At 56.6% G+C, this 24972-nt stretch carries 22 protein-coding genes; 14 read left to right on the plus strand and 8 right to left on the minus strand.

Features of this window, described 5'->3' with window-relative positions:
• The 5 genes from K7H09_RS01615 to K7H09_RS01635 form a co-directional block, all read right to left on the minus strand.
• On the minus strand, positions 1–316 hold a 316-nt coding region (locus tag K7H09_RS01615; RefSeq protein WP_269063929.1), incomplete at its 3' end, for a contractile injection system protein, VgrG/Pvc8 family.
• A 203-nt stretch (positions 317–519) separates the two neighbouring features.
• The gene (locus K7H09_RS01620) at positions 520–1263 is read right to left on the minus strand and encodes a sulfite exporter TauE/SafE family protein (RefSeq protein WP_027957152.1); all 744 of its coding nucleotides are present in this window, start codon (positions 1261–1263) and stop codon (positions 520–522) included.
• Between the two features lie 117 nt (positions 1264–1380).
• Positions 1381–2187, minus strand: a complete 807-nt coding sequence (gene iolB / locus K7H09_RS01625) for a 5-deoxy-glucuronate isomerase (RefSeq protein ID WP_027957151.1) — start codon at positions 2185–2187, stop codon at positions 1381–1383.
• An 86-nt stretch (positions 2188–2273) separates the two neighbouring features.
• Positions 2274–3269 carry an inositol 2-dehydrogenase gene (iolG, locus tag K7H09_RS01630; protein ID WP_230803289.1) on the minus strand — a complete coding sequence of 332 codons (996 nt, stop codon included), beginning with the start codon at positions 3267–3269 and terminating at the stop codon, positions 2274–2276.
• Positions 3270–3312: 43 nt separating this feature from the next.
• The gene (locus K7H09_RS01635) at positions 3313–4176 is read right to left on the minus strand and encodes a MurR/RpiR family transcriptional regulator (protein WP_230803291.1); all 864 of its coding nucleotides are present in this window, start codon (positions 4174–4176) and stop codon (positions 3313–3315) included.
• Between the two features lie 238 nt (positions 4177–4414).
• On the opposite strand from K7H09_RS01635, the gene K7H09_RS01640 reads away from it, so the two are divergent.
• The 9 genes from K7H09_RS01640 (at position 4415) to K7H09_RS01680 (ending at position 15841) form a co-directional block, all read left to right on the plus strand.
• Positions 4415–5371 (plus strand): sugar ABC transporter substrate-binding protein, encoded by a 957-nt coding sequence (locus K7H09_RS01640; RefSeq protein WP_230803292.1) that lies wholly within the window; start codon positions 4415–4417, stop codon positions 5369–5371.
• A gap of 54 nt (positions 5372–5425) precedes the next feature.
• The gene (locus K7H09_RS01645; RefSeq protein ID WP_009285992.1) at positions 5426–6556 is read left to right on the plus strand and encodes an ABC transporter permease; all 1131 of its coding nucleotides are present in this window, start codon (positions 5426–5428) and stop codon (positions 6554–6556) included.
• 1 nt (position 6557) lies between these two features.
• A complete protein-coding gene (locus K7H09_RS01650; protein WP_230803293.1) occupies positions 6558–7448 on the plus strand; it encodes an ATP-binding cassette domain-containing protein in 891 nt (296 codons plus the stop codon).
• Positions 7449–7457: 9 nt separating this feature from the next.
• Positions 7458–8255, plus strand: coding sequence for a TIM barrel protein (locus K7H09_RS01655; RefSeq protein ID WP_230803294.1), 798 nt, complete (start codon positions 7458–7460; stop codon positions 8253–8255).
• A gap of 100 nt (positions 8256–8355) precedes the next feature.
• The gene (locus tag K7H09_RS01660; protein WP_230803295.1) at positions 8356–10314 is read left to right on the plus strand and encodes a bifunctional 5-dehydro-2-deoxygluconokinase/5-dehydro-2-deoxyphosphogluconate aldolase; all 1959 of its coding nucleotides are present in this window, start codon (positions 8356–8358) and stop codon (positions 10312–10314) included.
• Position 10315: 1 nt separating this feature from the next.
• Positions 10316–12163 carry a 3D-(3,5/4)-trihydroxycyclohexane-1,2-dione acylhydrolase (decyclizing) gene (gene iolD / locus K7H09_RS01665; protein WP_230803296.1) on the plus strand — a complete coding sequence of 616 codons (1848 nt, stop codon included), beginning with the start codon at positions 10316–10318 and terminating at the stop codon, positions 12161–12163.
• A 31-nt stretch (positions 12164–12194) separates the two neighbouring features.
• Complete coding sequence (iolE, locus tag K7H09_RS01670) at positions 12195–13097, plus strand: myo-inosose-2 dehydratase (RefSeq protein WP_230803299.1); 903 nt, start codon at positions 12195–12197, stop codon at positions 13095–13097.
• Between the two features lie 41 nt (positions 13098–13138).
• Entirely contained in the window at positions 13139–14641 is a 1503-nt protein-coding gene (locus K7H09_RS01675; RefSeq protein ID WP_230803301.1) for a CoA-acylating methylmalonate-semialdehyde dehydrogenase, read from the plus strand.
• A gap of 75 nt (positions 14642–14716) precedes the next feature.
• Complete coding sequence (locus tag K7H09_RS01680) at positions 14717–15841, plus strand: Gfo/Idh/MocA family protein (RefSeq protein ID WP_230803303.1); 1125 nt, start codon at positions 14717–14719, stop codon at positions 15839–15841.
• Positions 15842–15905: 64 nt separating this feature from the next.
• Here K7H09_RS01680 and mgtE read toward each other — a convergent pair whose 3' ends face one another.
• Together mgtE and K7H09_RS01690 are read right to left on the minus strand one after the other, a co-directional pair.
• On the minus strand, positions 15906–17261 hold the full coding sequence (mgtE, locus tag K7H09_RS01685; RefSeq protein WP_230803305.1) for a magnesium transporter: 1356 nt from the start codon (positions 17259–17261) through the stop codon (positions 15906–15908).
• Between the two features lie 389 nt (positions 17262–17650).
• Positions 17651–18667 (minus strand): 1-aminocyclopropane-1-carboxylate deaminase, encoded by a 1017-nt coding sequence (locus tag K7H09_RS01690; protein WP_230803307.1) that lies wholly within the window; start codon positions 18665–18667, stop codon positions 17651–17653.
• Between the two features lie 203 nt (positions 18668–18870).
• Between K7H09_RS01690 and K7H09_RS24520 the strand changes: the two genes are divergently transcribed.
• Entirely contained in the window at positions 18871–19377 is a 507-nt protein-coding gene (locus tag K7H09_RS24520; protein WP_230803309.1) for an Lrp/AsnC family transcriptional regulator, read from the plus strand.
• Positions 19378–19501: 124 nt separating this feature from the next.
• Here the strand turns inward: K7H09_RS24520 and K7H09_RS01700 are convergent, their stop codons facing one another.
• The gene (locus K7H09_RS01700; RefSeq protein WP_052475657.1) at positions 19502–20488 is read right to left on the minus strand and encodes a LacI family DNA-binding transcriptional regulator; all 987 of its coding nucleotides are present in this window, start codon (positions 20486–20488) and stop codon (positions 19502–19504) included.
• 355 nt (positions 20489–20843) lie between these two features.
• Here K7H09_RS01700 and K7H09_RS01705 point away from each other — a divergent pair, with 355 nt between their 5' ends.
• Genes K7H09_RS01705 through K7H09_RS01720 form a run of 4 tightly spaced genes read left to right on the plus strand, consistent with a single transcriptional unit; the run spans position 20844 to position 24952 of the window.
• Positions 20844–21776: a Bug family tripartite tricarboxylate transporter substrate binding protein gene (locus tag K7H09_RS01705; protein WP_230803311.1), complete on the plus strand. Its 933-nt coding sequence runs from the start codon at positions 20844–20846 to the stop codon at positions 21774–21776.
• A 37-nt stretch (positions 21777–21813) separates the two neighbouring features.
• Entirely contained in the window at positions 21814–22251 is a 438-nt protein-coding gene (locus tag K7H09_RS01710; RefSeq protein ID WP_041158758.1) for a tripartite tricarboxylate transporter TctB family protein, read from the plus strand.
• A gap of 1 nt (position 22252) precedes the next feature.
• Positions 22253–23773 (plus strand): tripartite tricarboxylate transporter permease, encoded by a 1521-nt coding sequence (locus tag K7H09_RS01715; RefSeq protein ID WP_190374477.1) that lies wholly within the window; start codon positions 22253–22255, stop codon positions 23771–23773.
• 33 nt (positions 23774–23806) lie between these two features.
• Positions 23807–24952 carry a mandelate racemase/muconate lactonizing enzyme family protein gene (locus K7H09_RS01720; RefSeq protein ID WP_190374478.1) on the plus strand — a complete coding sequence of 382 codons (1146 nt, stop codon included), beginning with the start codon at positions 23807–23809 and terminating at the stop codon, positions 24950–24952.
• Positions 24953–24972 lie beyond the last annotated feature (20 nt).

Raw genomic sequence — 24972 nt, forward strand, 5'->3', positions numbered from 1 at the left:
TATGGCGCAGCGATAACCGCCACAGCGCGGGACGAATCTCCACCCGATAAAAGCTGCGCCGGTGTCCCCGGTCGCCGCGGTGTAGCTCAGCGATTATCCCATGCACGCGGCGCAGCGGCTCGCCGTCCTGCCAAATGGTCAGGGTGGCGTTTTGATCCAAGCAGTCGCTGGGCGACAGGTCGTGGGTGCGGCTGGCAAACTCAACCGAGAGCGCAAACGGCTCCGACAGCGCCTCGCGATGGGTAAAGCGCACCACGGCGGTGTCATCGGCCCCGGGTAGGGTCAGGGTAAATTGCAGGCCCGTTTTGTCCGCCATCGCACCGCTCCTTGGATCAAGTAAATGAGAAACGATCAGGGTAGCGGGCCGGGGCCAGAGAGCAAGGCCTGGAGGGCAAGTGACAGGGATCTCTTACACGCTTGTAAGAGATCTCTTACAAAATTTTAAGCGATGTCTTACAGCTTAAACGCTTAAAGGATGATTGTATGAAAAATGAGCTGCACTCCGTAATGAATCCCGCCCTATTTCAGCGCCTGCCAAATCAAATTAAAACCGACTAAAAACATGGCAAAAATCACCAGTCGGTAGAACAGCGTCTCGTTGACGCGACTTTGTAGCCACAAGCCGTTGCGTACACCGACCCAGGCGATGGGCACCAGCAGCAGCGACGCCCAGGCGCTGGTAACGTTGATTTCGCCAAGCCACATATAGGGCGCTAGCTTGATCACGTTGACCACCGCAAAGGTCACTGCGCAGGTGGCAATAAAGGTCTCTTTCGATAGTTTGCGCGGCAGTAGATAAACGTTGAGCGGCGGCGCGCCCGCATGAGCCATAAAACTGGTAAAGCCGCAGACGCTTGCCGCTGGCAATGCCCAGCGAGTGGAGATCGGTTTCTTGGCAACGGGCTTGAGCAGCATGTAAGCGGCGAACAGCAGGGTGATAACGCCGAGAGTCAGGCGTAAGCCCTGTTCACTCAAACTGCCAAACAGCAGCGTCCCTACCGTCACGCCGATAAACAGCCCCGGCACAAAGCGCCAGACCTCAGTGGCGTCCTGTTTGCCCCACCATGCTTTCACCGCAAACACGTCCATCACTAGCAACAGTGGTAGCAGCAAGCCCGCTGCCTGGGCGGGGCTGATCGCCAGCGCCATGAGCGGCACCGAGAGCGTGCCAAAACCACCCGCGAAACCGCCTTTTGAAACGCCGGTCAGGTAAACGGAAAATGCAATTAACACCCAGGCGATGATGGAGTAGTCGGGGAGCATTGAAGCCTCTGGATAAATGAGATAGCTAACCGTAGGAATAACGAACAATAAAAAGCCCCGCAGCAGCGGGGCTCATTAGCATAGCATTAGATAAACGTTAGCGGGCGAAGTGTCGATCTATCCAGCGTTCATCAGCCATTCGTGATCGGGGTCGTTGTGGAATTTCCATGCCCGCTTGGGCCCCGCCATCACATTTAAGTAGTAGAGCGAGTAGCCATGGGAGGCGCCTACTGGATGGTAGCCCTTAGGCACCAACACGCAGCAGCCGTTCTCCACCGCCATGGTTTCATCAAGGCTGCGGTCATCGGTGTAAACGCGCTGAAAGGCGAAGCCCTGCTCAGGGTTAATGCGGTGGTAGTAGGTCTCTTCCAGATGTGATTCGTGGGGTAAGTTATCCACATCGTGTTTGTGGGGCGGGTAGCTCGACCAGTTACCCGCAGGTGTGAATACTTCGACTACTAATAGGCTATCGGCGGGCTCGGTTTCCGGCAGAATATCGTGAACATGGCGGGTGTTGGTGCCCTGGCCACGGGTGCTTTGCTTGATGTTGTCAGGCGCGATGAGCCGTGGGGCATGGTTGCCATGCCCAGGGGCGGCGCACACCGCTAGCTCTAAGTCTGTGGTCGCTTCCACCGCGTAGCTAACATGGTCAGGTAGGTAAACCGCATAGGGCGGGGTCTGTTCAAAGATATCCATGCGCTGGCCGATATCTTCAAAGCGGTGCTCGCCGCAGGTTACCGTGGCTCGACCGGTGAGCAGCACCAGGCAGATTTCCTGATCATCGCTGCTGGCCTCCAGGCGTTGGCCCTTGGCGAGTTTATGCACCCGAAAGCCAACGTGCGTCCAGCCAGCCGATTCAGGGGTCACGTCAATCACGGTGCCTTGGGCATCTGGGGCGGTGGGGCGTACCAGTAGGGAAGCCATATGTCGCTCCTTCTGATGGTTAGCTGCTCTGTTGGCAGCTAACCGTTTACGATATGAAGGGTCTCCACAGACCCGTTTGCGTCTGTTTAGATCGAGGCGTCGAGCAGAATTTTGCGACCTTCACGCAATGAAAGCTCCGCTGCATCGGCTAAGCGCAATGCCTCTAGGCCATCCTGGGCACCTGCGAGTGGCGCACGTTTCTCCTTCCATGCGGCGACAAAGTCGCCAATTTCAAGTTGGTAGGCTTGGGCGTAGCGCTCCAGGAAGAACCACTTGGGTTTGTCTTCCACTTGGCCTGCTTCACCGGTGAAGCGCAGCCGGGTATCACTCTCGTTCTGGGCTTGCAGCATGCCTTGGCTGCCAAATGCTTCGATACGCTGATCGTAGCCGTAGCAGGCGCGTCGTGAGTTGCTGATCTGGCACAGCTTTCCACTGGTTGTGGTAAGGGTGACCATGGCGGTATCCACATCACCCGCTTCGCCAATCGCTGGGTCGATAATGCTACTGCCGACGGCAAAGACACTTTCGATGGGTTCATCGAGCAGCCAGCGCGCCATGTCGAAATCATGAATCATCATGTCTCGGAACAGGCCGCCGGACTCAGCCACATACTCGGCAGGTGGGGGAGAGGGGTCGCGGCTGATGATGGTCAATGTTTCAAGTGCGCCAATACGCCCTTCGATAATGGCCTTTTTAAGCGCAGCAAATTGAGGATCGTGGCGGCGGTTAAAGCCTAACGCGCAGGTCACCGGATGTTCGCTAAGCACTTGAAGGGCATCACGAGTGCGGGCTAGATCTAGAGCGATGGGTTTTTCGCACAGAATCGCCTTGCCCGCGCGTGCGGCACGCTCCAGATACTCCGCATGGGTGGGCGTGCTTGAAGCAATCAGTACGGCGTCAATGGTGTCATCCGCGAAGATTTCATCCACAGAGGCCGCTCGGCTGGCGTACTGCTCGGCCAACGCTTCTGCGGCAGGCTGATGAAAATCGGCCACGGCGGCCAGGGTAACGTTTGGGTGTGAATAAATGGCCTGGGCATGCACCTTGCCGATGCGTCCTGCGCCGATGAGTGCGAGTTTCATAAGCTCTCCTATTTTGTTTTTGCTGTTGGCTTGCTTTTGGTGTTTAGGCCTTACGTTTTTTGTCACGGCTCTTTTCTTTGTCGCGTGTTTTGTCTTGCCGCACGCCCAGGGCAATCGCCAAGGTCTGGGTCAAGCAGAGCGACGCGGTCAAACTGCGGAAACTTTTTACTTCAGCTTCGTTGACAACGAAGACGACATCCGCGAAACGGGCCAGCGGGCTGAGGTTCGAATCGGTAATCACTACAATAGGTAGACCGCGCTGATGGGCGTCTTCGCAGGCTTTTTGGCTCTCTTCTGCATAGGGGGAAAAGCTGATGGTCAGTAGGGCGTCGTGTTGGCTCATAGCGCGCAGCTGCTCGCCGTACATCCCACCCAAACCATTGACCAGCAGCGCAGGCTTATCCACATGGGCCAGGGCATAGGTCATGTAGCTGGCGACCATGAAGCTTCGCCGTGCCCCCATCACATGAATCGCATGGGCCTTTTCAAAAATATCCAGCGCCTTCTCCAGGCTCTCGGGATCGATACGGCTGGGAAGCTGCTCCAAAACAGCGCGATTAGCATCGGCGAACTCCCACAACAGCTGGGTGCTGTCGGGTGTTTCCCCGGTGGCGCTACGTACTGCGCGAATCCGTTCTGTGTAGTTAGGCAATTCATCGACTAGGCGGCTGCGAAACAGCTGCTGCATTTCGGAAAAACCCTTAAAGCCCAAGCTATTGGCCAAGCGGATTAAGGTGGATGGAGTGACATCTGCCTGCTCAGCAATTTTGGCCACGGTTGCCAGAGCAACCTCCTGGGGGTGATCAAGCACAAAACGAGCGGTTTGCTGTAAGCGTTTGCTTAGCGTGGCGTACTCGGCGGTGATCAGCGTTTCCAGCTCGCGGTAGCTTTGTGGTGGCTGTGGCATACAAATTCCTTCGCGTTAACTCATGTACCACTCATTCACTCATGTACGCCTGGGTAGTAGCGCTGAGCAAAGTGGCTGGTTGTTATGCAGTCTAGTTGATTGGAATAAATATTCCATTTATACCAAAGTATAGAATAAATAATTTGCAAGAATTGCTATTTGGAACCTATATTCCATAGCGCCAAGGCATTCAATGCCACTTCTCTACCAACAACGATAACGTTATGAGGAATTCTTTATGGCACGTCTATCTCAATGGCTTCTAGCCTCTGCCGCCACCACGGCATTAATGGCAGGTGCCGCACAAGCACAAGCACAAGAACCGGAACAAGAAGCGAGCCGTTTCGTCATGGTGACCCATGGTGTTCCCTCTGATCCTTTCTGGTCAGTGGTGAAAAACGGCGCAGAAGCAGCCGCTGATCTCGTAGGCGCAGAGCTGGAGTACCGTGCACCATCGACCTTTGATATGGCCAAGATGCAGCAACTTGTACAGGCAGCGGTGGCATCTGATCCGGATGGCTTGATCCTCTCTTTTACTGACGAAAACGCCCTGGGCGGCGCTGTCCAAAATGCTGTCGATAACGGCATCCCAGTGATCACCATTAACTCCGGTGGTGACGTGGCGAGGGATTATGGTGCCCGGCTGCACGTCGGGCAGAGTGAATACGAGGCGGGCAAACAGGCCGCCGAGCGCATGCAGGAACTAGGTGTTGAGAAAGGCGTCTGCGTTAACCATGAGCAAGGCAACCAGGGGCTTGATCAGCGCTGTGATGGCTTTGTAGAAGGCTTTGACGGCAATGCTGAGCAGCTAGCGACCACCTACGACCCCACCAATATTCGCAATGCCATTGTCGCTTACCTCAACGAGAACAGTGACGTGCGTGGTGTGCTGACCTTGGGTGCGTTGGCCGCTGATCCGATGATTCGGGCCATGCGTGAGCAGGGGGCAACCGATATGTTCACTCTCGGCACCTTTGACCTTTCCCCCGGTATTTTGGAAGCCTTGGATGCAGGTGAACTGGACTTTGCGATCGACCAACAGCAGTACATGCAGGGTTATTTGCCCGTCATGTTCCTAGATCAGTTCGTCAAAAACGGCCTGCTACCCGCAGGGGATGTTGCCACTGGCCCAGGGTTTGTCACTCAAGAAAACGCTGCACAGGTCATTGAGCTGAGTAGCCAGGGCATCCGTTGATAACTACCTAATCGAAAAAGGCTCGACGGTGTCGAGCCTTGGGGGTCGATCGCCATGAATTCTACTGAAACGAAACAGTCGGTTGCGCCAGCAACCGCTCCTCAAGATGAGCGTATCCAGAGAGTCTCTTTCTGGAAGAAGGCGCTTAATCGCCCGGAGCTGGGGGCGCTGGCCGGTGCCGTGCTGGTGCTTGCCTTTTTTATAGCTGCTTCCAGCGGCACTGGGATGTTTACCCCAGCGGGTATTATTAATTTCCTTGAAGTCGCCGCTCAGCTCGGCATTATCGCCACGGCGGCTGCGTTGCTGATGATCGGCGGAGAGTTTGATCTTTCGATAGGTTCGATGATTGGCTTGGCAGGCATTCTGATTGCCATCCCAGCGGTGGAGTATGGCTGGCCGCTGTGGGCCGCAATTTTATTGGCGTTCGCCTGCGCGGGCCTGGTGGGCTGGATTAACGGCAATCTAGTCAATAAAACGGGGTTGCCGTCATTTATCGTTACCCTAGGCTTCCTGTTCATTCTGCGTGGCCTGGCTATTGGTACCAGTCGGTTGTTGACGGGACGTACTCAGGTGGGGGGAGTGCAGGATCATATCCCCGGAGATTGGTTCGCGGCGCTTTTCTCTGGAGAAGTCGCTACGGGACTATTTAGCTGGATGGCGGCAAATGGCTGGATGGCGACCAACTTTGCGGGCAACCCCACGGTCACCGGTATTCCCGTCTCGATTGTCTGGTGGCTGGGCTTAACCGCTGTAGCGACTTGGGTGCTGCTGTGCACGCCTTACGGCAACTGGATCTTCGCCAGCGGTGGCGATGCCAATGCGGCGCGCAATTCGGGCGTCCCCGTCCATCGCGTCAAGATTTCACTGTTCATGTTCACCGCTTTCTCCGCCACCATCTTTGCCTGCATACAAGTCATGGATACCGGTTCGGCGGACACTATCCGTGGCCTGCTAAAAGAACTGGAAGCCATTATTGCTGTGGTGATCGGTGGCGCTTTGCTGACCGGTGGTTATGGCTCCGCTATAGGTGCCGCCCTGGGTGCGCTGATCTTCGGCATGGTGCAAATGGGCATCTTTTATACCGGTGTCAACACGGACTGGTTCCAGGTCTTCCTGGGTGTGATGTTGCTGGTGGCGGTGCTATTCAACAATTACATGCGCAAAAAGGCGATGGAGGCTAAATAACATGACTACACGCACTCCAATGATTGAAATGCGCAGTGTCAGCAAACACTTCGGCAGTGTCATCGCCATTAGTGATATCTCGATGCAGGTCTATTCCGGTGAGGTTATGTGCCTGCTGGGGGATAACGGTGCTGGCAAGTCAACGTTGATTAAAACTCTGTCCGGTGTTCACCAGCCCACCCATGGCGAGATGCTACTGGATGGCAAGCCCGCTCGTTTCAAGTCCCCGGCTTACGCGCTCGACGCCGGTATCGCGACAGTTTTCCAGGATCTGGCGATGGTGCCGTTGATGTCGATTACCCGTAACTTTTTTATGGGCCGCGAACCGACGGTGGGCTGGGGGCCTTTAAAGCGCATTAACTGGAAGTATGCCGACCGGGTTGCCAAAGAAGAAATGGCTAAAATCGGTATTGATGTACGCGACCCAAGCCAGCCAGTGGGCACGCTTTCTGGTGGGGAACGCCAGTGTGTAGCGATTGCCCGTGCCGTTTATTTTGGCGCTAAAGTGCTGATTCTTGATGAGCCTACGTCAGCGCTTGGGGTTAAGCAGGCCTCTGTCGTACTGCGCTACATTGCCAAAGCCCGCGCGGATGGCCTGGCGGTCATCTTTATTACCCACAATGTTCACCATGCTTACCCAGTGGCCGATGCGTTCACCTTATTGTCACGCGGCGGCAGTTTGGGCTCCTTCCGCAAAGAAGAAGTCAGCCGTGAAGAGGTGCTCAACATGATGGCGGGTGGCGCTGAGCTTGAAAGCCTGGATGCGGAGCTTGCGGAATTCCAGCGGGACGATAAAGCCAAGAAGGCCAGCTTAGCCGAACAAGACACTCAACCTTCGGATGAAACAGGCAGCACTGAACCCCCTTCACCGCGAACTGCGAGCGGCTATTAAGGAGCCATGATGAATAAACCTACCCCATCATCCCCGTTCACGCTGGCCGTTTGCGCTGAAATGGTGTTCCGCGATTTACCCGTGTTGGAACGAATTAAGCGCATTTCTGATTTGGGCTTTCAAGTCGAAATCTGGGACTGGACTAAGCACGACATTGACGCACTGGCCAATAGCGGGGCGATGTTTTCATCCATGACCGGCTATGTCACCGGCACCCTGGCGGATGCAGCCGGGGCAGATGAACTGCTACGCACCGCCGCTGAGTCGGTTGAGGTAGCAAAGCGCCTTGGCATTCCGCGCCTTAACCTTCACGGCACCGGGCTGGATGGTAATGGGTTGCCCGTTCAGCCTTGCCAGCAGATGACTGGCGCTATGTGGCTAAAAGCCCGAGACACACTCAATCGGCTGGCGGATCTCGGCGAGCAGAACGACGTCACCTTTGTGCTTGAAAACCTCAATACTGACGTTGATCACCCCGGTGTGCCGTTTGCGCGCTTGGAAGATGTTCTAGCGCTGGTGGAAAGTGTTGATCGGCCCAGCTTGCGCATTATGTTGGACGTTTATCACGCCCAGATTGGCGAAGGTAATTTGATCGAATTGATTCGCCGCTGCGGGCCTTACATTGGTGAAGTGCAGGTGGCTGATGTGCCTGGGCGCTGTGAGCCGGGAACTGGCGAGATTAACTATCCGGCCATTGCCAAAGCGCTGAACGACATAGGTTATCGAGGCACCGTGGGGTTGGAGGGCTGGGCCTCTGGGGATGACGACCTCGCGCTCGACCGATTCCGTGCCGCCTTCTCACTTTAAGCCACGGTTGATAAACCTTATCGATTGCCAGCCAAGACGCTTTTATGCCCAGTGCCATCCTGTGACTAGTACCACGAATTTGTGACGTGGGGAGACATTTATGCTGAATAACAATAGTCAACACCGACCGCTTGACCTGATTTGTCTTGGACGCGTGGCGGTCGATCTTTACGCCGAGCAGATTGGCAGCCGTTTAGAAGACGTGGCCAGCTTTGCCAAGTACCTAGGCGGGAGCTCGGGCAATATGGCTTACGGCACTGCGCGCCTAGGATTGAAATCCGCCATGCTTTCGCGAGTCGGCGACGAGCAGATGGGCAACTTCGTGCGCGAAGAGCTGGAGCGGGTGGGGGTAGATACCTCCGCGCTACAAACCGACCCCGAGCGCCACACCGGCCTAGTGCTGCTGGCCTTAAAAGATCGCGAGAGTTTTCCGCTGCTATTTTATCGCCGCGACTGTGCTGATATGGCCATTGATGCCGAGGCCATCGACCCTGAATTTATCGCCCGGGCCAAGGCGCTGGCGATTACCGGCACGCATCTTTCTACCGATACCACCCGCCGAGCCTGCCGCAAGGCACTGGACGCCGCCGCCCATTATGGCGTGAAACGAGTGCTGGATATCGACTATCGCCCCGTGCTGTGGGGGCTGACTAACCCTGGTGATGGTGAAACCCGCTTTATCGCCGATGATAAAGTGACCACCGACCTGCAGCGCTGGCTGCCAGATTTTGACTTAATTGTAGGCACCGAAGAAGAGTTTCATATTGCCGGTGGCAGCACCGACACCTTAACGGCACTGCGTGCAGTACGTGAGGTTAGCCAGGCGACCCTGGTATGCAAGCTGGGGCCCATGGGCTGTGTGGTGTTTGAGGGCGACATTCCTGACCGCATTGAAGACGGCATTCTAGTCAAAGGCGTTCAGGTCGAAGTGCTCAATGTGCTGGGTGCTGGTGATGCCTTTATGAGCGGGCTGCTACGTGGCTGGCTACGCAATGAACCCTGGCAAACCAGCGCGGGTTACGCCAATGCCTGTGGTGCGCTGGTGGTCTCCCGCCACGGCTGTGCCCCGGCCATGCCCACCGAAGATGAGCTATTCGATTACCTGAAACGTCGCGACGAGGTACCCCGTCCGGATATCGATCAACGCCTGAATCATCTCCACCGGGTCACTACCCGAGTGACTGCTCAGTGGCCCGAAGTGTTGGGGTTGGCATTTGATCACCGCCGCCAGCTCACCGATATGGCCCGCGAAGAGTATGCCGACAGTGCGCGATTACCAGCTCTCAAAAAACTCCTGGTCACCGCCGCCGAAGAGGGTGCCAAGCTGGGCGGCATTACCACTCCCGCGATTCTGGTAGACGATGTGCTGGGTCAGGAAGCGCTCAGTCAAGCCAGTGGAAAAGGCTGGTGGATTGGTCGACCAGTGGAGCTTCCTGGCTCAAGACCGCTGCGCTTCCAGCATGGCGATGATTTAGGTGCCTGCCTGCGCAACTGGCCTAGAGAACAGATTATTAAATGCCTGGTGTTCTACCACCCCGACGATGAAATCTCGCTGCGCTTAGAGCAGGAGGAGCGGCTGCGCCAGCTCTACCAGGCGGCTTGTGCCTATGGGCTGGAGCTGCTGATTGAAGTCATTCCTCCCGCGAACATGCCCAATGACGATACCACCTTGCCGCGCAGCCTTCAGCGGCTCTATAACCTGGGCATTCGCCCAGACTGGTGGAAACTACCTGCCATGTCAGATGCAGCCTGGCAGGCGGTGGGTGAAACCATTGAGCGGGAAGATTCCTACTGCCGTGGGGTCGTACTGCTCGGGCTTGACGCCCCTATGGACGATATGAAACGCGGCTTTGAAGCAGCGGCCAATCATGCCTGCTGTAAAGGCTTCACCGTTGGCCGCACGCTATTTGCCAGCGCGAGTCGCGACTGGCTGGCCGGGCGTATCGACGACGCCAGCTTGGTAGAGCGGGTCGCCCAGAACTATGCCGAACTGATAAAAGCGTGGCGGCAATTAAGACAGGCGCAGCCGCAAACCCTGGCCCACACGGAGGAGGCGTAAGATGAGCACCATTCGACTCACCATGGCCCAGGCGTTGGTCAAGTACCTCGCCGCCCAGCGTATCGAAATGGATGGCCAAGAAGTGGCGCTGTTCGAAGGCGTGTTTGCGATTTTTGGTCATGGCAATGTGGCCGGAATGGGTGAAGCGCTCTACCACGTGCAAGACACGCTGCCCACCTTTCGCGCCCACAACGAACAGTCCATGGCCCACGCGGCGATTGCCTTTGCCAAAGCCAATAATCGTCAGCGCTTAATGGCCGCGACTAGCTCGATTGGCCCAGGGGCGACCAATATGGTCACCGCCGCGGCGCTCGCTCACGCCAACCGTTTGCCGATCCTACTGCTGCCGGGGGACACCTTTGCCACCCGCGAACCCGACCCGGTACTCCAGCAGGTGGAGCATTTTGGTGACCCAACCATTACCGTCAACGACTGTTTTCGCCCGGTGTCGCGCTACTTCGACCGCATTAGTCGCCCCGAGCAGTTGCTGACCAGCCTGCCCCAGGCGATTGCCACCCTGCTTGATCCCGAGCACTGCGGCCCGGCGACCCTGGCGCTGCCCCAGGATGTGCAAACCTTTGCCTACGATTACCCGGAAGCCTTTTTTGCCCCCAGGGTACATCGCATTCGCCGCTCGCCACCGGATGCTTACGAGCTTCGTCAAGCCATCGCCGCGCTACAACAGGCTAAACGCCCGCTGATTATCGCCGGTGGCGGCGTGCATTACGCCGCTGCCTGCGATGCCCTGGCAGAGTTTGCTAAAGCGCGGGGCATCCCGGTAGCCGAAACCCAGGCCGGCAAAGGCGCGTTGGCCGATAGCCACCCTTGCGCAGTGGGTGCCATTGGGGTGACCGGCAGCGCAGCCGCCAACCAATTGGCGGAGCAGGCGGATGTCATTCTGGCGGTAGGCACGCGGTTGCAGGACTTTACCACCGGCTCCCGAGCGCTGTTTGAAGGTAGCGAAAAAACGCTGATTGCCCTCAACGTTGGCCGCTTCGACAGCCTGAAGCATCAAGCGCTGCCGCTAAGCTGCGACGCCTTGGTCGGGCTGGGGCAACTCGACGCAGCGCTGGGCGAATGGCGCGGCAGCGATGAATGGCGCGAACAAACCGGAACGCTCAAACACGAATGGGCCGAAATAGTGCGCAACGTGACCGCCGACCAAGGGCTGGCGCTGCCCACCGATGCCCAGGTGATCGGCGCCGTCAATCGCCAGGCTGGCAACGATACCACTGTGGTATGCGCGGCCGGTGGCTTGCCCGGCGAGCTGCATAAACTCTGGCAATGCTCGGGCCCCGGCAGCTACCACGTGGAGTATGGCTTCTCCTGCATGGGCTATGAAATAGCAGGCGGGCTGGGCGTCAAGATGGCCAAGCCTGACAACGAGGTAGTGGTGATGGTCGGCGACGGCAGCTACCTGATGCATAACTCAGAGCTGGCGACCTCGGTGATGCTGGGACACAAGCTGATTGTGGTCGTGTTGGATAACCGCGGCTATGGCTGTATCAACCGCCTGCAGCAGGCCACCGGCGGGGCGGGGTTCAACAACCTGCTGGAAGATTGCCGCGCTGTCGAGGCGGGCGCTCCGAAAACCGATTTTGCCGCCCATGCCAAATCTCTGGGCTGTGAGTCTGAATCGGTGACCGGTATTGCGGAATTGGGGCAGGCGCTGGTGCGTGCTCGCAGCGCCACCTCGACCTATGTGATTGCCCTGGACACCGACCCGTTACCCAGCACCCAAGAAGGCGGCGCCTGGTGGGAGGTGGCCGTGCCCGAGGTTTCCGAGCGTGAAGCGGTCAATAAAGCCTATCAAGGGTACCGCGAAGCCAAGCAGCGCCAACGCCATTAATACCAACAAACATAATCACAAGGAATACGCTATGCCAACGGTTACTTTAGGCATCAATCCGCTCACCTGGACCAACGACGACTTGCCCAGCCTAGGCGGCGCAACACCGCTGGAAACCTGCTTGCAAGAGGGCCGCGAAGCGGGGTTTAGCGGCTTTGAATTAGGTAACAAGTTTCCCCGCACGCCTGACGCCTTGAACCAGGTGCTTAGCGCCCACGACCTGGCGCTTGTGTCGGGCTGGTACTCCGCGCAGCTGTTGGTGCGAACTCCTGAAGAAGAGATTGATGCCATTCAGGATCACATGAACCTGCTCAAACAGTGCGGTGCCAAGGTGATGGTGCTGTGTGAAGTTACCCACTGTGTACACGGCGATCAGGAGCGCCCGCTCTCCCAGCGCCCGCATCTCTCCGAGCAAGAGTGGCAGCGCCTGCTGCATGGCCTGGAGGTGGTGGGTGACTACCTGAAATCCCAGGGCATTCAGCTTGTGTATCACCATCACCTGGGCACGGTGATCGAAAGCCAGGCCGACGTTGAACGCTTGATGGACAACACCGGCGAAAGCGTGGGTTTGCTGCTTGATTTTGGTCATCTATGCGGCGCTGGCGGTGATCCGCTCGCCATCGCCAAACGCTACAGCCAGCGTATCCATCATGTGCACTGCAAAGATCTGCGCTTCCCAGTGCTGGACGCGGTACGCAACCGCGACAAAAGCTTTTTAAACGGCGTGTTAGACGGCCTGTTTACGGTGCCGGGGGATGGCAATGTGGACTTTCTACCCGCCTTAACCCACCTGTGCGAACAGGGCTACCAGGGGTGGTTAGTGGTTGAAGCCGAACAAGACCCGGAAGTCGCCCATCCGCGGACCTATGCCCGCCTGGGTTTCCGCAACTTACGCCAACTTGCCGAGCAGGCAGGTTTTGACGTTGCCAGCTAAACATAAACAGCGCCAGTGACGCCTTTTAATCAGGAGCTTGTATGAAGACGCTATCCCACTATCTCAATGGTCAGTTCTCTGCTGGTCAGAGCCAGCGCACTTCGCCGGTTTACAACCCGGCCACCGGTGAACAGTGCGCCCAGGTGGCGCTGGCCAGTGCCGACGAGACCCGTGATGCAGTGCGCATCGCCGATGAGGCCTTCGCCAGCTGGTCAAAAACCTCGCCGCTGAAGCGCGCGCGTATTCTGTTCAAGTTCAAGGCGCTGGTCGAGGAGCACACCGATGAACTGGCGCGCCTGATCTCCAGCGAACACGGCAAGGTGTTTTCAGACGCCAAAGGCGAAGTGACCCGCGGTCTGGAAGTGGTCGAGTTTGCCTGTGGCATTCCCCACCTGCAGAAGGGCGAGCACTCCATGAACGTCGGCACCGGGGTGGATAGTTACTCGATGATGCAGCCGCTGGGCGTGTGCGCAGGTATCTCGCCGTTCAACTTCCCCGCCATGGTGCCCATGTGGATGTTCCCCATCGCCCTGGCCTGCGGCAATACCTTCGTCATGAAGCCTTCAGAAAAAGATCCCTCCACGCCGCTGCGCCTAGCCGAGCTGCTTAAAGAAGCGGGCCTGCCGGATGGCGTCTTTAATGTCGTCAATGGCGATAAAGAAGCGGTGGATGTGCTGCTTACCGATGAGCGTGTTCAGGCGGTGAGCTTTGTGGGCTCTACCCCAATCGCCGAGTACATCTACGCTACCGCATCCAAGCATGGCAAGCGTGTTCAGGCATTGGGCGGGGCAAAAAATCATATGGTAATCATGCCCGATGCGGATCTCGACCAAGCCGTGGGTGCCCTGATGGGTGCGGCCTATGGTTCGGCAGGCGAGCGCTGCATGGCGATTTCGGTGGCGGTGCCCGTGGGTGAAGAAACCGCCAACCGCCTGCGTGGAAAACTGGTGGCCGAACTGGAGAAACTGACGGTCGGGCCTGGTCTGGTCGATGGCCCGGATAACGATATGGGGCCGCTGATCACCCGCGAGCATCTTGAGAAAGTGGCGGGCTATATCCAAACCGGCGTGGATGAAGGCGCAGAACTCGTGGTAGACGGTCGCCAGACCACGGTTGATGGCGCAGGCGATGGCTACTTTATCGGCGGTAGCCTGTTTGACCATGTGACGCCCAGCATGCGTATTCACTCTGAGGAGATCTTTGGCCCAGTGCTGGCGATTGCTCGCGTGGCGAGCTTCGACGAAGCGGTCACTATGATCAACGCCCATGAATACGGTAATGGCACGGCGATCTTTACCCGCGATGGCGATGCTGCACGCCAGTACTGTGAGCAGATTCAGGTCGGCATGGTCGGCGTTAACGTACCAATTCCGGTGCCTATGGCGTTCCATAGCTTCGGCGGTTGGAAGCGCTCGCTGTTTGGTCCGCTGCATATGCATGGCCCAGACGGTGTACGTTTCTATACCCGTATGAAAACCATCACCCAGCGCTGGCCCAGCGGCATTCGTGAAGAGACCAACCACTTCACCATGCCGACCATGTAAGCAGTCTACGGGGCACGACATCATTCAACGCCGGGCCCAGCCCGGCGTTATTGTTTTCAAACAGGGATAACCACAATGAAAACCCTCAAGATTGGCCTAATCGGCACCGGTTTTATGGGCAAAGCCCACGCCATTGCCTTTAATGCGGCGTCCAGCGTTTTTGAACTGCCCGCCAAGCCTGTTTGCGAACTGCTGGCGGATGTCGACCTCGCCACGGCAGAGAGCCGAGCGCGGGCCTGGGGATTTGCCCGCGCCACCGACGACTGGCGTGCCCTGGTGGCCGACAGTGACGTGGATGTGGTGGATATCTGCGCGCCCAATTTCCTGCATAAAGAGATGGCGTTAGCCGCCATTGCGGCGGGCAAGCATGTTTACGCTGAAAAACCGCTGGCGCTGAGTACGGCAGACGCTGACGAGATGGTCGCCGCGGCTGAAAAGGCGGGTGTCAAAACCCTGGTGGGCTTTAACTACATTCGCAATTCCGCCACCCAGCTGGCCCGCCAGATTGTTGCCAGCGGCGACATCGGAGAGCTGATCCACTTTCGTGGTCGGCACAACGAGGATTACCTGCTCGACCTGGAAAAGCCCCACGATTGGCATACCAAGCGAGCGACCGCAGGCGCCGGTGCGTTAGGCGATGTGGGCTCGCATATTCTCAATATGGCCGAGTTTTTAACCGGGCAGCGCATTACTGAGGTTTGCGGCCAGCTACAAACCGTCATTGCCATGCGTCCCAATGCTAACGGTAGCGGGATGGCTGCGGTGGAAAACGACGATCAAGCCCAGGCCATGCTGCGGTTTGACCAGGGGTTAATCGGTAATATCGAAACCTCCCGGGTGGCGGCTGGCCGCAAAATGGGCTTGGCCTACACGCTAACGGGCACCAAAGGCGCCATTGTGTTTGATCAGGAACGCATGAGCGAACTGCAGCTATATCGCCACGGCGATGCCCACGGCAGGCGTGGCTTCACCACCCTGTTAGCGGGCCCCGAACATCCCGACTATGCCGCCTTCAGCCCCGCGCCAGGGCACGGTCTGGGCTATAACGATCAGAAGATTATCGAGGTGCGCGATCTGGTGGAAGGCATCATCAACGACCGTCCCCTCTATCCAGACTTCCGCGAAGCCGCGCGGGTTAATCGGCTTATTGAGGCCATCGAAGCGTCAGATCGGATGGGGCAGTGGGTGACGGTATCGTAGTTGCTTCTGCCTTGAGCGCCTGGGCTTTTCAATAAACGCCCAGGCGCCTGCCGGGAGGAAAAAGTTACAGAATAATCAGCGTCGCGAGCCCAAGGAATGATAAAAAGCCAACCACATCGGTCACGGTCGTCAAGATCACCGCACCGGATAACGCAGGATCGATCTGGAGCTTTTTCAACACCATGGGGATGAGTACGCCGGATAAGTTGGCGAGACTCATATTGATAAATATAGCCAGGGTGATCACCAGCGTGATCATGGCGTCGCCAAACCAGATATGGGAAATCAAGCCGACCACTAATGCCCAAACCAGGCCGTTACTCATCCCCACCCACATCTCTTTATTGTATAGCCAGCGAACGTTGTTGCCCGCAAGTTGACCTAGCGCCAGGCCGCGTATAACCACGGTGAGGGTTTGACTACCCGCAATACCCCCCATGCTCGCTACCACCGGCATCAAAATGGCCAGCGCTACAATTTGATCTAATGCCGCTTCGAATTGCCCGATAACGAAGGCGGCTAAAAAAGCCGTTAACAGATTAATACCCAGCCAAATGCCACGACTTTTTGCACTACGTAAAACGGGCGTGAAGACTTCCTCCTCGTTACTGACGCCGGACATATGCTTTAACGTCATGTCAGCGTCGTCTTGGGTGATTTCAAGTACGTCGGCGGCGTTTAGCTGGCCTACCAATAACCCATTGCTATCGCACACGGGCACAAAGTGTAGCTCTTTAGAGCGCAATAACGCCGCTGCATCACTGACTTTCATTTGATCATTTAGGGTGAAAAAGTCATCCATATAATCATCAACCACGGCATCTTGCGGCTGTTTGATTAAATCAATCAGGGTCAAAGTGCCGAGTAAGCGTTTGTCTTTATCCGTAATCATGATCTGCTGCGACTCATCGTCGAGAAGATGGTGGATGCGGATATAGCGCTGCACGGCCTCTAACGACACGCCCTGTTTTACATTGACTGTCTCGGGATCCATGTAACGGCCAACCACGTCATCTTCATAGGCGTGAAGATTCTCAACCTGGGCGCGGATCTCTTGCTCTAGGCTGGCGTAAACGCTGGTTTTTATGGCTTCATCGGCAACATCTAAAACTTCAGCAACTTCTTGAGCATCCAAGCCTTTAACAATTTCCTCTACATCGCTGGCCGATAAGTCTTCGATGTAGTCAGCACGGATGTCTTCGTCAACTTCAGCGAGAACCTCGCCGATTAAATCGTCGGGAACATACTCCCAAAGAAAATCTCGCGTTTTGGCCGGGAAGGATTCCAGTGTTCGCGCAATGTCTAAAATATCGAGTTCAGAGAAATGCGCTTTTAGTGCCGCTGCGTCTGGGTCATCTAGCAGGTTTTGAAGGTAGAGAAGCTGCTCTTCGGAATTGGTGTACTTTTCATCATCGCGCATAGAGTCCGTCCTTGTTGGAAGCTAAGTGTTGAAGAGGTGCAAACTCCTGGCGGCTCGCTTTATGAATGTTATAGACAGGTATGGTTGAACGCCACGCGAACACCCTAGGCTATGCGCTGCTGGGCAAAACGGGCGGTATGTCGGTGTTAGTCATCTCATCATCGGCGCCGGCCCAGGTCGGCGTGCCGTGGGTGAAATCCAGCGGCGCTGGGTACTGGACAAGTTCGTCAAGGGTGAGGGAGGTGTGCGGGAAGCGTTGAAGACATGGCGTATCCGTGAACATCTTATACGCCAAGACTAAAGGGTGTGCTTTATTTGTACAGCAGTAACCGTCTGACCGACGTCATTGAGGCGCTGTATCAGACGGTTTGAGGCAGGTATTTTATTCCTTATCCATTTCTAAACAGGAAACTATAGGCATTTAACGCAGGTACGCCGCCTAGGTGGGCGTAGAGTACTTTGGAGCCGGGCGGGAATTCGCCGTTGCGCACCATGTCGATCATGCCGTGCATGGATTTACCTTCGTAAACCGGGTCGGTAAGCACACCCTCCAGACGGGCACAGAGGCGAATGGCTTCCAGCGTGCCTTCGTTGGGCAGGCCATACTCGGGGCCGCCGTAGCGGGTATCCAAAATGACATCGTCAGCGCTAATACCGCCTTCCAACTCCACCAGCTCGGCCGTATTGCGCGCGATGCGCAGGATTTGTTCACGGGTTTGCTCAGGCTTGGCAGAGGCGTCAATGCCAATCACTCTCTGGGCACGGCCATCAGCGGCAAACCCCACCACCATGCCCGCCTGGGTGCTGCCGGTGACCGAGCACACCACGATATAGTCAAACGTAAAGCCCAGCTCTTTCTCCTGCTGACGCACCTCTTCAGCAAAGCCTACAAAGCCTAAGCCGCCGTATGGGTGCTCGGAGCAGCCAGCGGGAATCGGGAAGGGCTTACCGCCCCGCTGGCGAACATCCTCCATCGCCTGTTCCCAGCTGGGGCGAATGCCGATATCGAACCCCGCGTCATCCATGCGCACATCGGCGCCCATGATGCGCGACATCTCGATATTGCCCACTCGGTCATACACTGCATCGGAGTAGTTAACCCAGTTCTCCTGAACAAGCACGCACTGCATACCCAGGTGAGCGGCCACCGCGGCCACTTGGCGGGTCTGGTTGGATTGAATACCGCCAATCGATACCAGCGTATCGCAGCCCTGTTCCAGTGCCTGAGGAATCAAGTACTCCAGCTTGCGGGTCTTGTTGCCACCAAAGGCCAAGCCGCTATTGCAGTCTTCACGCTTAGCGTAGAGCTCTACGTCGCCGCCTAAATGTTCGCTTAGCCGCTTGAGCGGCGTAATCGGAGAGGGGCCAAAGGTGAGTGGGTAACGTGGGAAGCGTTCGAGGTTCATAGCAATCTCCAGATTTAAATCATTGGGTGCGATATAGGGCGGCTAAGGTTGTTGTGAACAATTGGCGTGATCTCTGCTATTTATAGTAAGTGTTAGCTATTTTTTTTGTGTTGCAAAGTTAGTTGGTTTGAGACAATAAAAGATGGTAAAAAATGATATATAAGGGTTTAAGTGGTGTTTATTGGTAAATCAGGTAAATAATAGTGCGCGCAAAAATCTCCCGTTCACGCTCTGAGCCTGATGATCAGGCGGCTGAACTAGACCGAACCGATCGGCGTATTCTCAAACTGCTCCAGGACGACGCGACGCTATCCAATGTTGCGCTGGCAGAGCAGGTGAGCTTGAGCCCGGCGGCGTGCTTACGCAGGGTGGAAAGGCTCAAGCGGGATGGGGTAATCAGCAGAGTGGTGGCGCATTTAGACCCGGAGCAGCTACAAGCGGGGATGGTGGTGTTGATTGGCGTGGTGCTGGATCGCTCGACGCCGGAATCCTTCGCCTCCTTTGAAGAGGCGGCCCAGAAGGTTTCTGGCTGTATGGAGTGTCACGTAGTAACGGGGGAGTTTGATTATTTTATGCTGGTACGCACCCGGGACAGCCAAAGCTTCAACAGGCTGCACGCTGAACAACTGCTCTACCTGCCCGGCGTGCGTCAGATCCGCTCGTTTATGGGACTGCGTCAGGTGGTCTCTACCCATAAGGTGCTGGTTTAAGCGTGTCGGAGTTACGCTCAAATAATCCTGATCCGTCGTCGTGGGTGTGGATAACGGTATTGCTATGATCTAACTGATCGGCAGTCCAGTAGGTCGTCTGTTTGTTCAGGCAAAGGACTATATATCAAGCGCTCTCTCGAATGATAAGTCTTACGCCTAGATCTACCCTCGTGTCCATATTTGCTGTGTCATCTCCTTTGAGACGTTCGAGTAACAACCGTGCGATATGCGTGCCGATCTCTTGCCGAGGGGGATCCACCGTGGTCATTGGCGGCACTGTGCTGTCAGTGAAGTCTTGGTTGCCGAATCCCACAATAGCCAAGCGCTCGGGTATCGACCAGCCTTGTCGTTGGCATTCAAGCATTGCGCCTAGGGCGACCATGTCATTGGAGCAGAACACTGCTTGAATCTCAGGATGGTCGTTGACAAGAGTGCATAGCAATTGGCCAGCCTCTGCGGTATTACTTCGCCCGGTAAGTTCTCGAACTAGCACCGAGCCGCCAGCGGCGGCGATCGCGTCGTGAAAGCCTAGATAACGCTCGTTAGCACGGATGTCGCGCTGGAAGTTGGTGCTCAAAAAAGCCATGTGCTGATATCCGCTACGCATGAGGTGTTCCGCCACCAGTCGCCCACAAGTGCGGTGCGAAAAGCCCACAACCATGTCCAATCCTTCCTGACCGTAATCCCACATTTCAATGATTGGAATATCGCTATTGCTCAGCAGTGAGACTGACTTTCGGCTATGCGAAAAACCAGTTAGTACGAGTCCCGAAGGATTCCAGCTTAGGATTGAGCGGATCAGTTCCTCCTCACGCGAAGCATCGAACTCGGTGTTGCCTATTAATAGTTGGTAGCCGGCTGCGCGAAGGTTTCTTTCCAGAGTCTCAAGGGTCTCCGAAAAGAAGGAGAAGGTAATCGTGGGAACGATCACGCCAATAATATTGGAGCGCGATGAGGCCAAACCACCAGCCATCGTATTGGGTAGATAGCTCAGCTTATCAATTGCCGTTTGGATCCGCTCGGCCCTACGAGAAGAGACCTCATCGGGACGACGCAAATACAGCGATACGGTACTTGGAGAAACATCCGCGAGCTGTGCGACTTCGCTCATGGTGGCTCGTTGTGAACTTCGTTTGCGTTTTTTCACTTTCCCTCTCTACCCGTTTTTTTGAAACAGATCCTTGCATGCTTTCGATTAGGCTGAACAGTTATTCCACAGCGTCGAATTCATAATTGATCATGCTGAATAAAACACGTGCCGGTAGCGGTATTAGCGCAGACCTTGAGTGATAACCCGATAGCTAGCTATTCGACCAATGGACAATCATTTCATCATTGACCTCTCATATCGTAGCGCTACGATTAAAGCGTGGAAAGTACGAAAATGATAGAAGCTGACGTTAAATTCTAAATAAAAGCATCAGATATACAAAATTTCGTAGCGATACGAAAAGGAGACTACAATAATGAAGCCTATACGCCACTCTCTGGCTCTGATGGTTCTCGTCGGGGCCTCGCATGCCGTTCAAGCCAAAGAGACCTTAGAAATCGTTGTCCCATTCGCGGCGGGCGGCGCCACGGATATTGTCGCGCGCAGTTTCGAACCGATTTTCTCTGAGAAGCTTGGTGTCACCTCTGTGATACGCAACCTTGCTGGCGCAAGCGCCACGGTAGGCACCAGCGAGGTCGCCAAAAGTGAAGGCAATCCCAACATCATCGGCTACGAACCGGCCGGCGCGCTCAGCATCCAGCCCTCCTTGAAAGATCTTTCCTACGGTCCGGAAAGCTTCACCTATATCTGCCGAACCACCTCCAACCCGATGTTCCTGATGGTGTCGAAATCATCTGACATCGAGAGCTTCGATCAGCTCGTTGCCGCCTCCCAGGAGGAGCCGCTGCTGTATGGCTCATCCGGCCCCGGTACCCTGCCCCAACTGGCGGTCGCCGCCCTAGTAAGCGAAAGCGATCTCGATGCTGCACACATCCCCTATAGCGGTTCCGGTCCGGCCATGAACGCGCTGGCGGGTAATGAAATCCAGATCTTCGCGGACACCGAGACCGTACTCACCAATTACGACCTCCGCCCCCTGGCGGTCTTCGCTGAGCAACGCCTGGAAGGCTACGACGATGTGCCGACCATCGGCGAACTCGAGGGTGTGCCGGACATGGACTTCTCCGTTTGGCAGGGTGTCGTGGCACCCAAGGGCATCAGCCAGGAGCGTGCCGAACAGTTTACTCAGGCGTGCAAGGCCACCATGGAGTCCGATGAGTTCAAGAGCTTTGCCGAACGGGCCAACGTCAACATCGCCTACCTCGGGCCGGACGACTTCGAGTCGTTCGTGAAGGAACGCTTCGAGGCCAACAAGCAGGTGCTGCGTGATGCAGGCCTGCTTGATTGAAACGACCAAGGCATAACGATTTAGCGAGGTAAGCATCATGGTTGCGAGATTGGCCCACCCCAGGGTGTTGCTGGCTCTGGGACTGTTCCTGATCGGTGTCGTGCTAGCGTTCCATGCCTGGGGCGGTCCCTCGGATGCCATGCTGGTTCCGCGCATTGTCCTGACCTTGTGGTGCGTGATCGCCCTGGCGATTACGCTCGTCGAGCTTTCACGGGTATCGGGGCTGGGCAGCGGGTCGCTGTCGACACTCCCTGTATTGATGGCGGCCGTACTCATCGCTGCCATCGCCGTGGCGAGCCTGGGGTTTCTGATCCCCTCGCTGCCGCTCGTCGCCCTGACCCTCTGGATGTTTCGCCTGCGTCGCCCACTGCCGTTGGCGGTGGGTACGCTGGTGATCGCCGGTGGCCTGTGGTTCCTGTTTCACCATGTGTTGCTGATTCGATTGCCGACACTCTTAAACAGCGGAGCGCTGTGACATGGATATCATTCTTGCCGCGGTGAGCGATGCCTTCACTTGGCAGGCTTTACTCGCCATCGTCATCGGTACCTGGGCGGGGATAATCATCGGTGGGCTTCCGGGTCTCGGGTCGGTGGTGGGGCTGACAATCTTTCTTCCCTTCACGTTCGGGATGTCCACCATCACCAGCATGGCGCTGTTGATCGGTGTCTACTGCGGTTCCGTTTACGGCGGCTCGATTACCGCCATTCTGATCAACACCCCCGGCACGCCCCAGTCGGCGGCGACCACCTTCGATGGCTACCCCATGACCCAGCAGGGGCGCGTCGACGAGGCGCTGGGCTGGGCGACCTTCGCGTCCTTCTTCGGCGGCATACTTTCATGCGTGATACTGATTTTTTGCGCGCCGCAACTCGCCAAGTTCGCCGTCAACTTCGGTTCGATAGAAGTCTTCGCTCTCATCTGCCTGGCGATGATGTGCATCGTGGGCGTGTCCAAGGGTAGCGTCATGAAGGGGCTGGTTTGCGGTATGATCGGCTTCTTCCTTTCCATGGTGGGCTCGGATCCCATTACTGGTGCCGACCGCTTCACCTTTGGCAGCTATGCCCTGTCTTCGGGGCTGACGCTGATTCCGGTAGTGGTTGGTGCATTTGCACTCTCGGAAATCTTCGTGCGCTTTGCCACGCGAGACGATCCCGGTGCGAAGATCCCTGAGGCCACCTTGCGCTTTCCCAAGCTCGGTGAGTGGTTAAAGCGCTTGGTCGAGTTGGTGCGTGGCTCGTTGATCGGCAGCTTTATCGGCGCACTGCCGGGCACCGGGGCAGCCGCTGCAGCGTTTATCAGCTATGCCACAGCGCAAAAGCTGTCCCCACGCCGCGATCGCCTGGGCAAGGGTGAGCCCGATGGCATCATTGCGTCGGAGTCGTCCAACAACGCGGTGACCGGAAGCTCGTTCATTCCTACGCTGGCGCTAGGCATTCCCGGAGATGTCGTCACGGCGATGATGATGGGCGCGATGGTGATCCATGGCATTACGCCGGGTGTGCGATTGATGGTCGATCAAGCACAGACGGTTTATTCCCTGTTCGTTGTGCTGATCATCGTCAACGTCGCCATGCTGATCCTGAGCAAACCCTCCATTGGCCTGTTTCGCTACCTGTTCCGGCTGCATCAGGGCTACATCATGGCCGCCATCGTGATCTTCAGCTTCATCGGTGCCGCGACGGTGCGCGGCAACCCGCTCGATCTAGTGGTAGCCGCTATGACCGGCATCCTGGCTTACGCCCTGCGCCGCGCTGATTATCCGATGGCACCGCTTGTAATTGGTATGGTGCTGGGCCCAGAGCTGGAAAGTTCCTTGCGTCGCGGCCTGCTGATCAAGCGTGGCGACTTCCTGGAATTTTTCACCCATAGCGGGATTTCCATGACGCTGTTTTCGTTGCTCGCACTGTTTATCGTTTGGACCGTGTGGTCGAGCATCGCGCAGCAGCGCCAGACATCGATTAACCCCCGGCCTGCCGAGAGCGACTCAGCCAAGTAAGGCCCTTTTCGAATTCGTTACTGGATACGCCACATGATCATTACCGATATCAAGACACACGTGCTTTCCGCCCCGCTCGAACAGCCCTTCGCCTTCTCGCAAGGGTGGGTTCATCAGCGCACCGCCATGCTGGTTGAGGTTCATACAGAAGATGGTCTGATCGGCTGGGGTGAGTCGATCAATCATGGCCTTCAGCCGCCGCAGGTCGCCCAGGCCGTCGTGGAGTATGCTCTAAAACCTTTGCTAATTGGTCGCTCGGTGTTCGATCACGAGGTGCTTTGGGAAGAAATGTATAACCACACTCGGCCCTATGGGCAGAAAGGGGCAGCGCTGTTTGGCATAGCAGCGATAGACATTGCCCTATGGGATCTTTTCGGCAAAGCGTTGGGACAGCCGATTCATCGGCTCATGGGCGGCGCGTTTCGGCGAGAGATCCGCCCCTATGCGACCGGATTCTATCGTCGCAAAGACGGGTGCTACCCCGAGGATATCGTGGAAGAGGCATTGCGCCACCAAGCCAACGGCTATCGGGCGATGAAGATCAAGACTGGTTTCGGTGTCGATTCGGACATTCGCGACATGCGCGCCGTGAGAGAAGCGGTCGGTGACGACGTGCAACTGATGATGGATGCCAACTGCGCCTATAACGTGCCGGCGGCACGTCGCATCCTCATGGAACTCGAAGATACGCGGGTGCACTTCTTCGAGGAACCGCTCAGCCCCGAGAATCGTCATGGTTACCGCGAGCTCAAGGGCGTGTCGCGCACTTACGTAGCTGCTGGTGAGAACGAATATACCAAGTTTGGCTATCGCGAACTGATCAGCGAGGGGGCGCTGGATATTATCCAGCCTGATCTAGGAGCCGCCGGCGGATTCACTGAGTGCCGCAAGATCGCCGCGCTTGCCCAGGCTTGGCACGTGCCGCTTATTCCACACGTGTGGGGCACCGGTATCGGCCTTGCCGCTGCCGTGCAGTTCATTGCCACACTGCCGCCACAGCCGCTGTCGCTGAACCCGGACGAACCGATACTCGAGTACGACCAATCAGCGCACCCCTTCCGTCAGGAACTGATTGGTGGTGAATTCGCGCTCAACGCACGGGGTTATGTGGAGGTCCCCGACAAGCCCGGGCTAGGTATCGAGATCGACCGAGACGTCATCGACCGTTATCGACTCTGAAGCACGCACGTTCTAGCCAA

The sequence above is a fragment of the Halomonas sp. IOP_14 genome (assembly GCF_021021315.1).
Classification (GTDB): domain Bacteria; phylum Pseudomonadota; class Gammaproteobacteria; order Pseudomonadales; family Halomonadaceae; genus Vreelandella; species Vreelandella titanicae.

Excerpts from the sequence above, each read along its gene's own strand:
- K7H09_RS01680 (WP_230803303.1), top strand. The coding sequence starts at position 14,717 with ATGAAAACCCTCAAGATTGGCCTAATCGGCACCGGTTTTATGGGCAAA.
- iolE (WP_230803299.1), top strand. The coding sequence starts at position 12,195 with ATGCCAACGGTTACTTTAGGCATCAATCCGCTCACCTGGACCAACGAC.
- K7H09_RS01710 (WP_041158758.1), top strand. The coding sequence starts at position 21,814 with ATGGTTGCGAGATTGGCCCACCCCAGGGTGTTGCTGGCTCTGGGACTG.
- K7H09_RS01640 (WP_230803292.1), top strand. The coding sequence starts at position 4,415 with ATGGCACGTCTATCTCAATGGCTTCTAGCCTCTGCCGCCACCACGGCA.
- mgtE (WP_230803305.1), bottom strand. The coding sequence starts at position 17,261 with ATGCGCGATGATGAAAAGTACACCAATTCCGAAGAGCAGCTTCTCTAC.
- K7H09_RS01675 (WP_230803301.1), top strand. The coding sequence starts at position 13,139 with ATGAAGACGCTATCCCACTATCTCAATGGTCAGTTCTCTGCTGGTCAG.
- K7H09_RS01705 (WP_230803311.1), top strand. The coding sequence starts at position 20,844 with ATGAAGCCTATACGCCACTCTCTGGCTCTGATGGTTCTCGTCGGGGCC.
- K7H09_RS01660 (WP_230803295.1), top strand. The coding sequence starts at position 8,356 with ATGCTGAATAACAATAGTCAACACCGACCGCTTGACCTGATTTGTCTT.
- K7H09_RS01655 (WP_230803294.1), top strand. The coding sequence starts at position 7,458 with ATGAATAAACCTACCCCATCATCCCCGTTCACGCTGGCCGTTTGCGCT.
- K7H09_RS01720 (WP_190374478.1), top strand. The coding sequence starts at position 23,807 with ATGATCATTACCGATATCAAGACACACGTGCTTTCCGCCCCGCTCGAA.
- K7H09_RS01635 (WP_230803291.1), bottom strand. The coding sequence starts at position 4,176 with ATGCCACAGCCACCACAAAGCTACCGCGAGCTGGAAACGCTGATCACC.
- K7H09_RS01700 (WP_052475657.1), bottom strand. The coding sequence starts at position 20,488 with ATGAGCGAAGTCGCACAGCTCGCGGATGTTTCTCCAAGTACCGTATCG.
- K7H09_RS01620 (WP_027957152.1), bottom strand. The coding sequence starts at position 1,263 with ATGCTCCCCGACTACTCCATCATCGCCTGGGTGTTAATTGCATTTTCC.
- K7H09_RS01690 (WP_230803307.1), bottom strand. The coding sequence starts at position 18,667 with ATGAACCTCGAACGCTTCCCACGTTACCCACTCACCTTTGGCCCCTCT.
- iolB (WP_027957151.1), bottom strand. The coding sequence starts at position 2,187 with ATGGCTTCCCTACTGGTACGCCCCACCGCCCCAGATGCCCAAGGCACC.
- K7H09_RS01645 (WP_009285992.1), top strand. The coding sequence starts at position 5,426 with ATGAATTCTACTGAAACGAAACAGTCGGTTGCGCCAGCAACCGCTCCT.
- K7H09_RS01715 (WP_190374477.1), top strand. The coding sequence starts at position 22,253 with ATGGATATCATTCTTGCCGCGGTGAGCGATGCCTTCACTTGGCAGGCT.
- iolD (WP_230803296.1), top strand. The coding sequence starts at position 10,316 with ATGAGCACCATTCGACTCACCATGGCCCAGGCGTTGGTCAAGTACCTC.
- iolG (WP_230803289.1), bottom strand. The coding sequence starts at position 3,269 with ATGAAACTCGCACTCATCGGCGCAGGACGCATCGGCAAGGTGCATGCC.
- K7H09_RS01650 (WP_230803293.1), top strand. The coding sequence starts at position 6,558 with ATGACTACACGCACTCCAATGATTGAAATGCGCAGTGTCAGCAAACAC.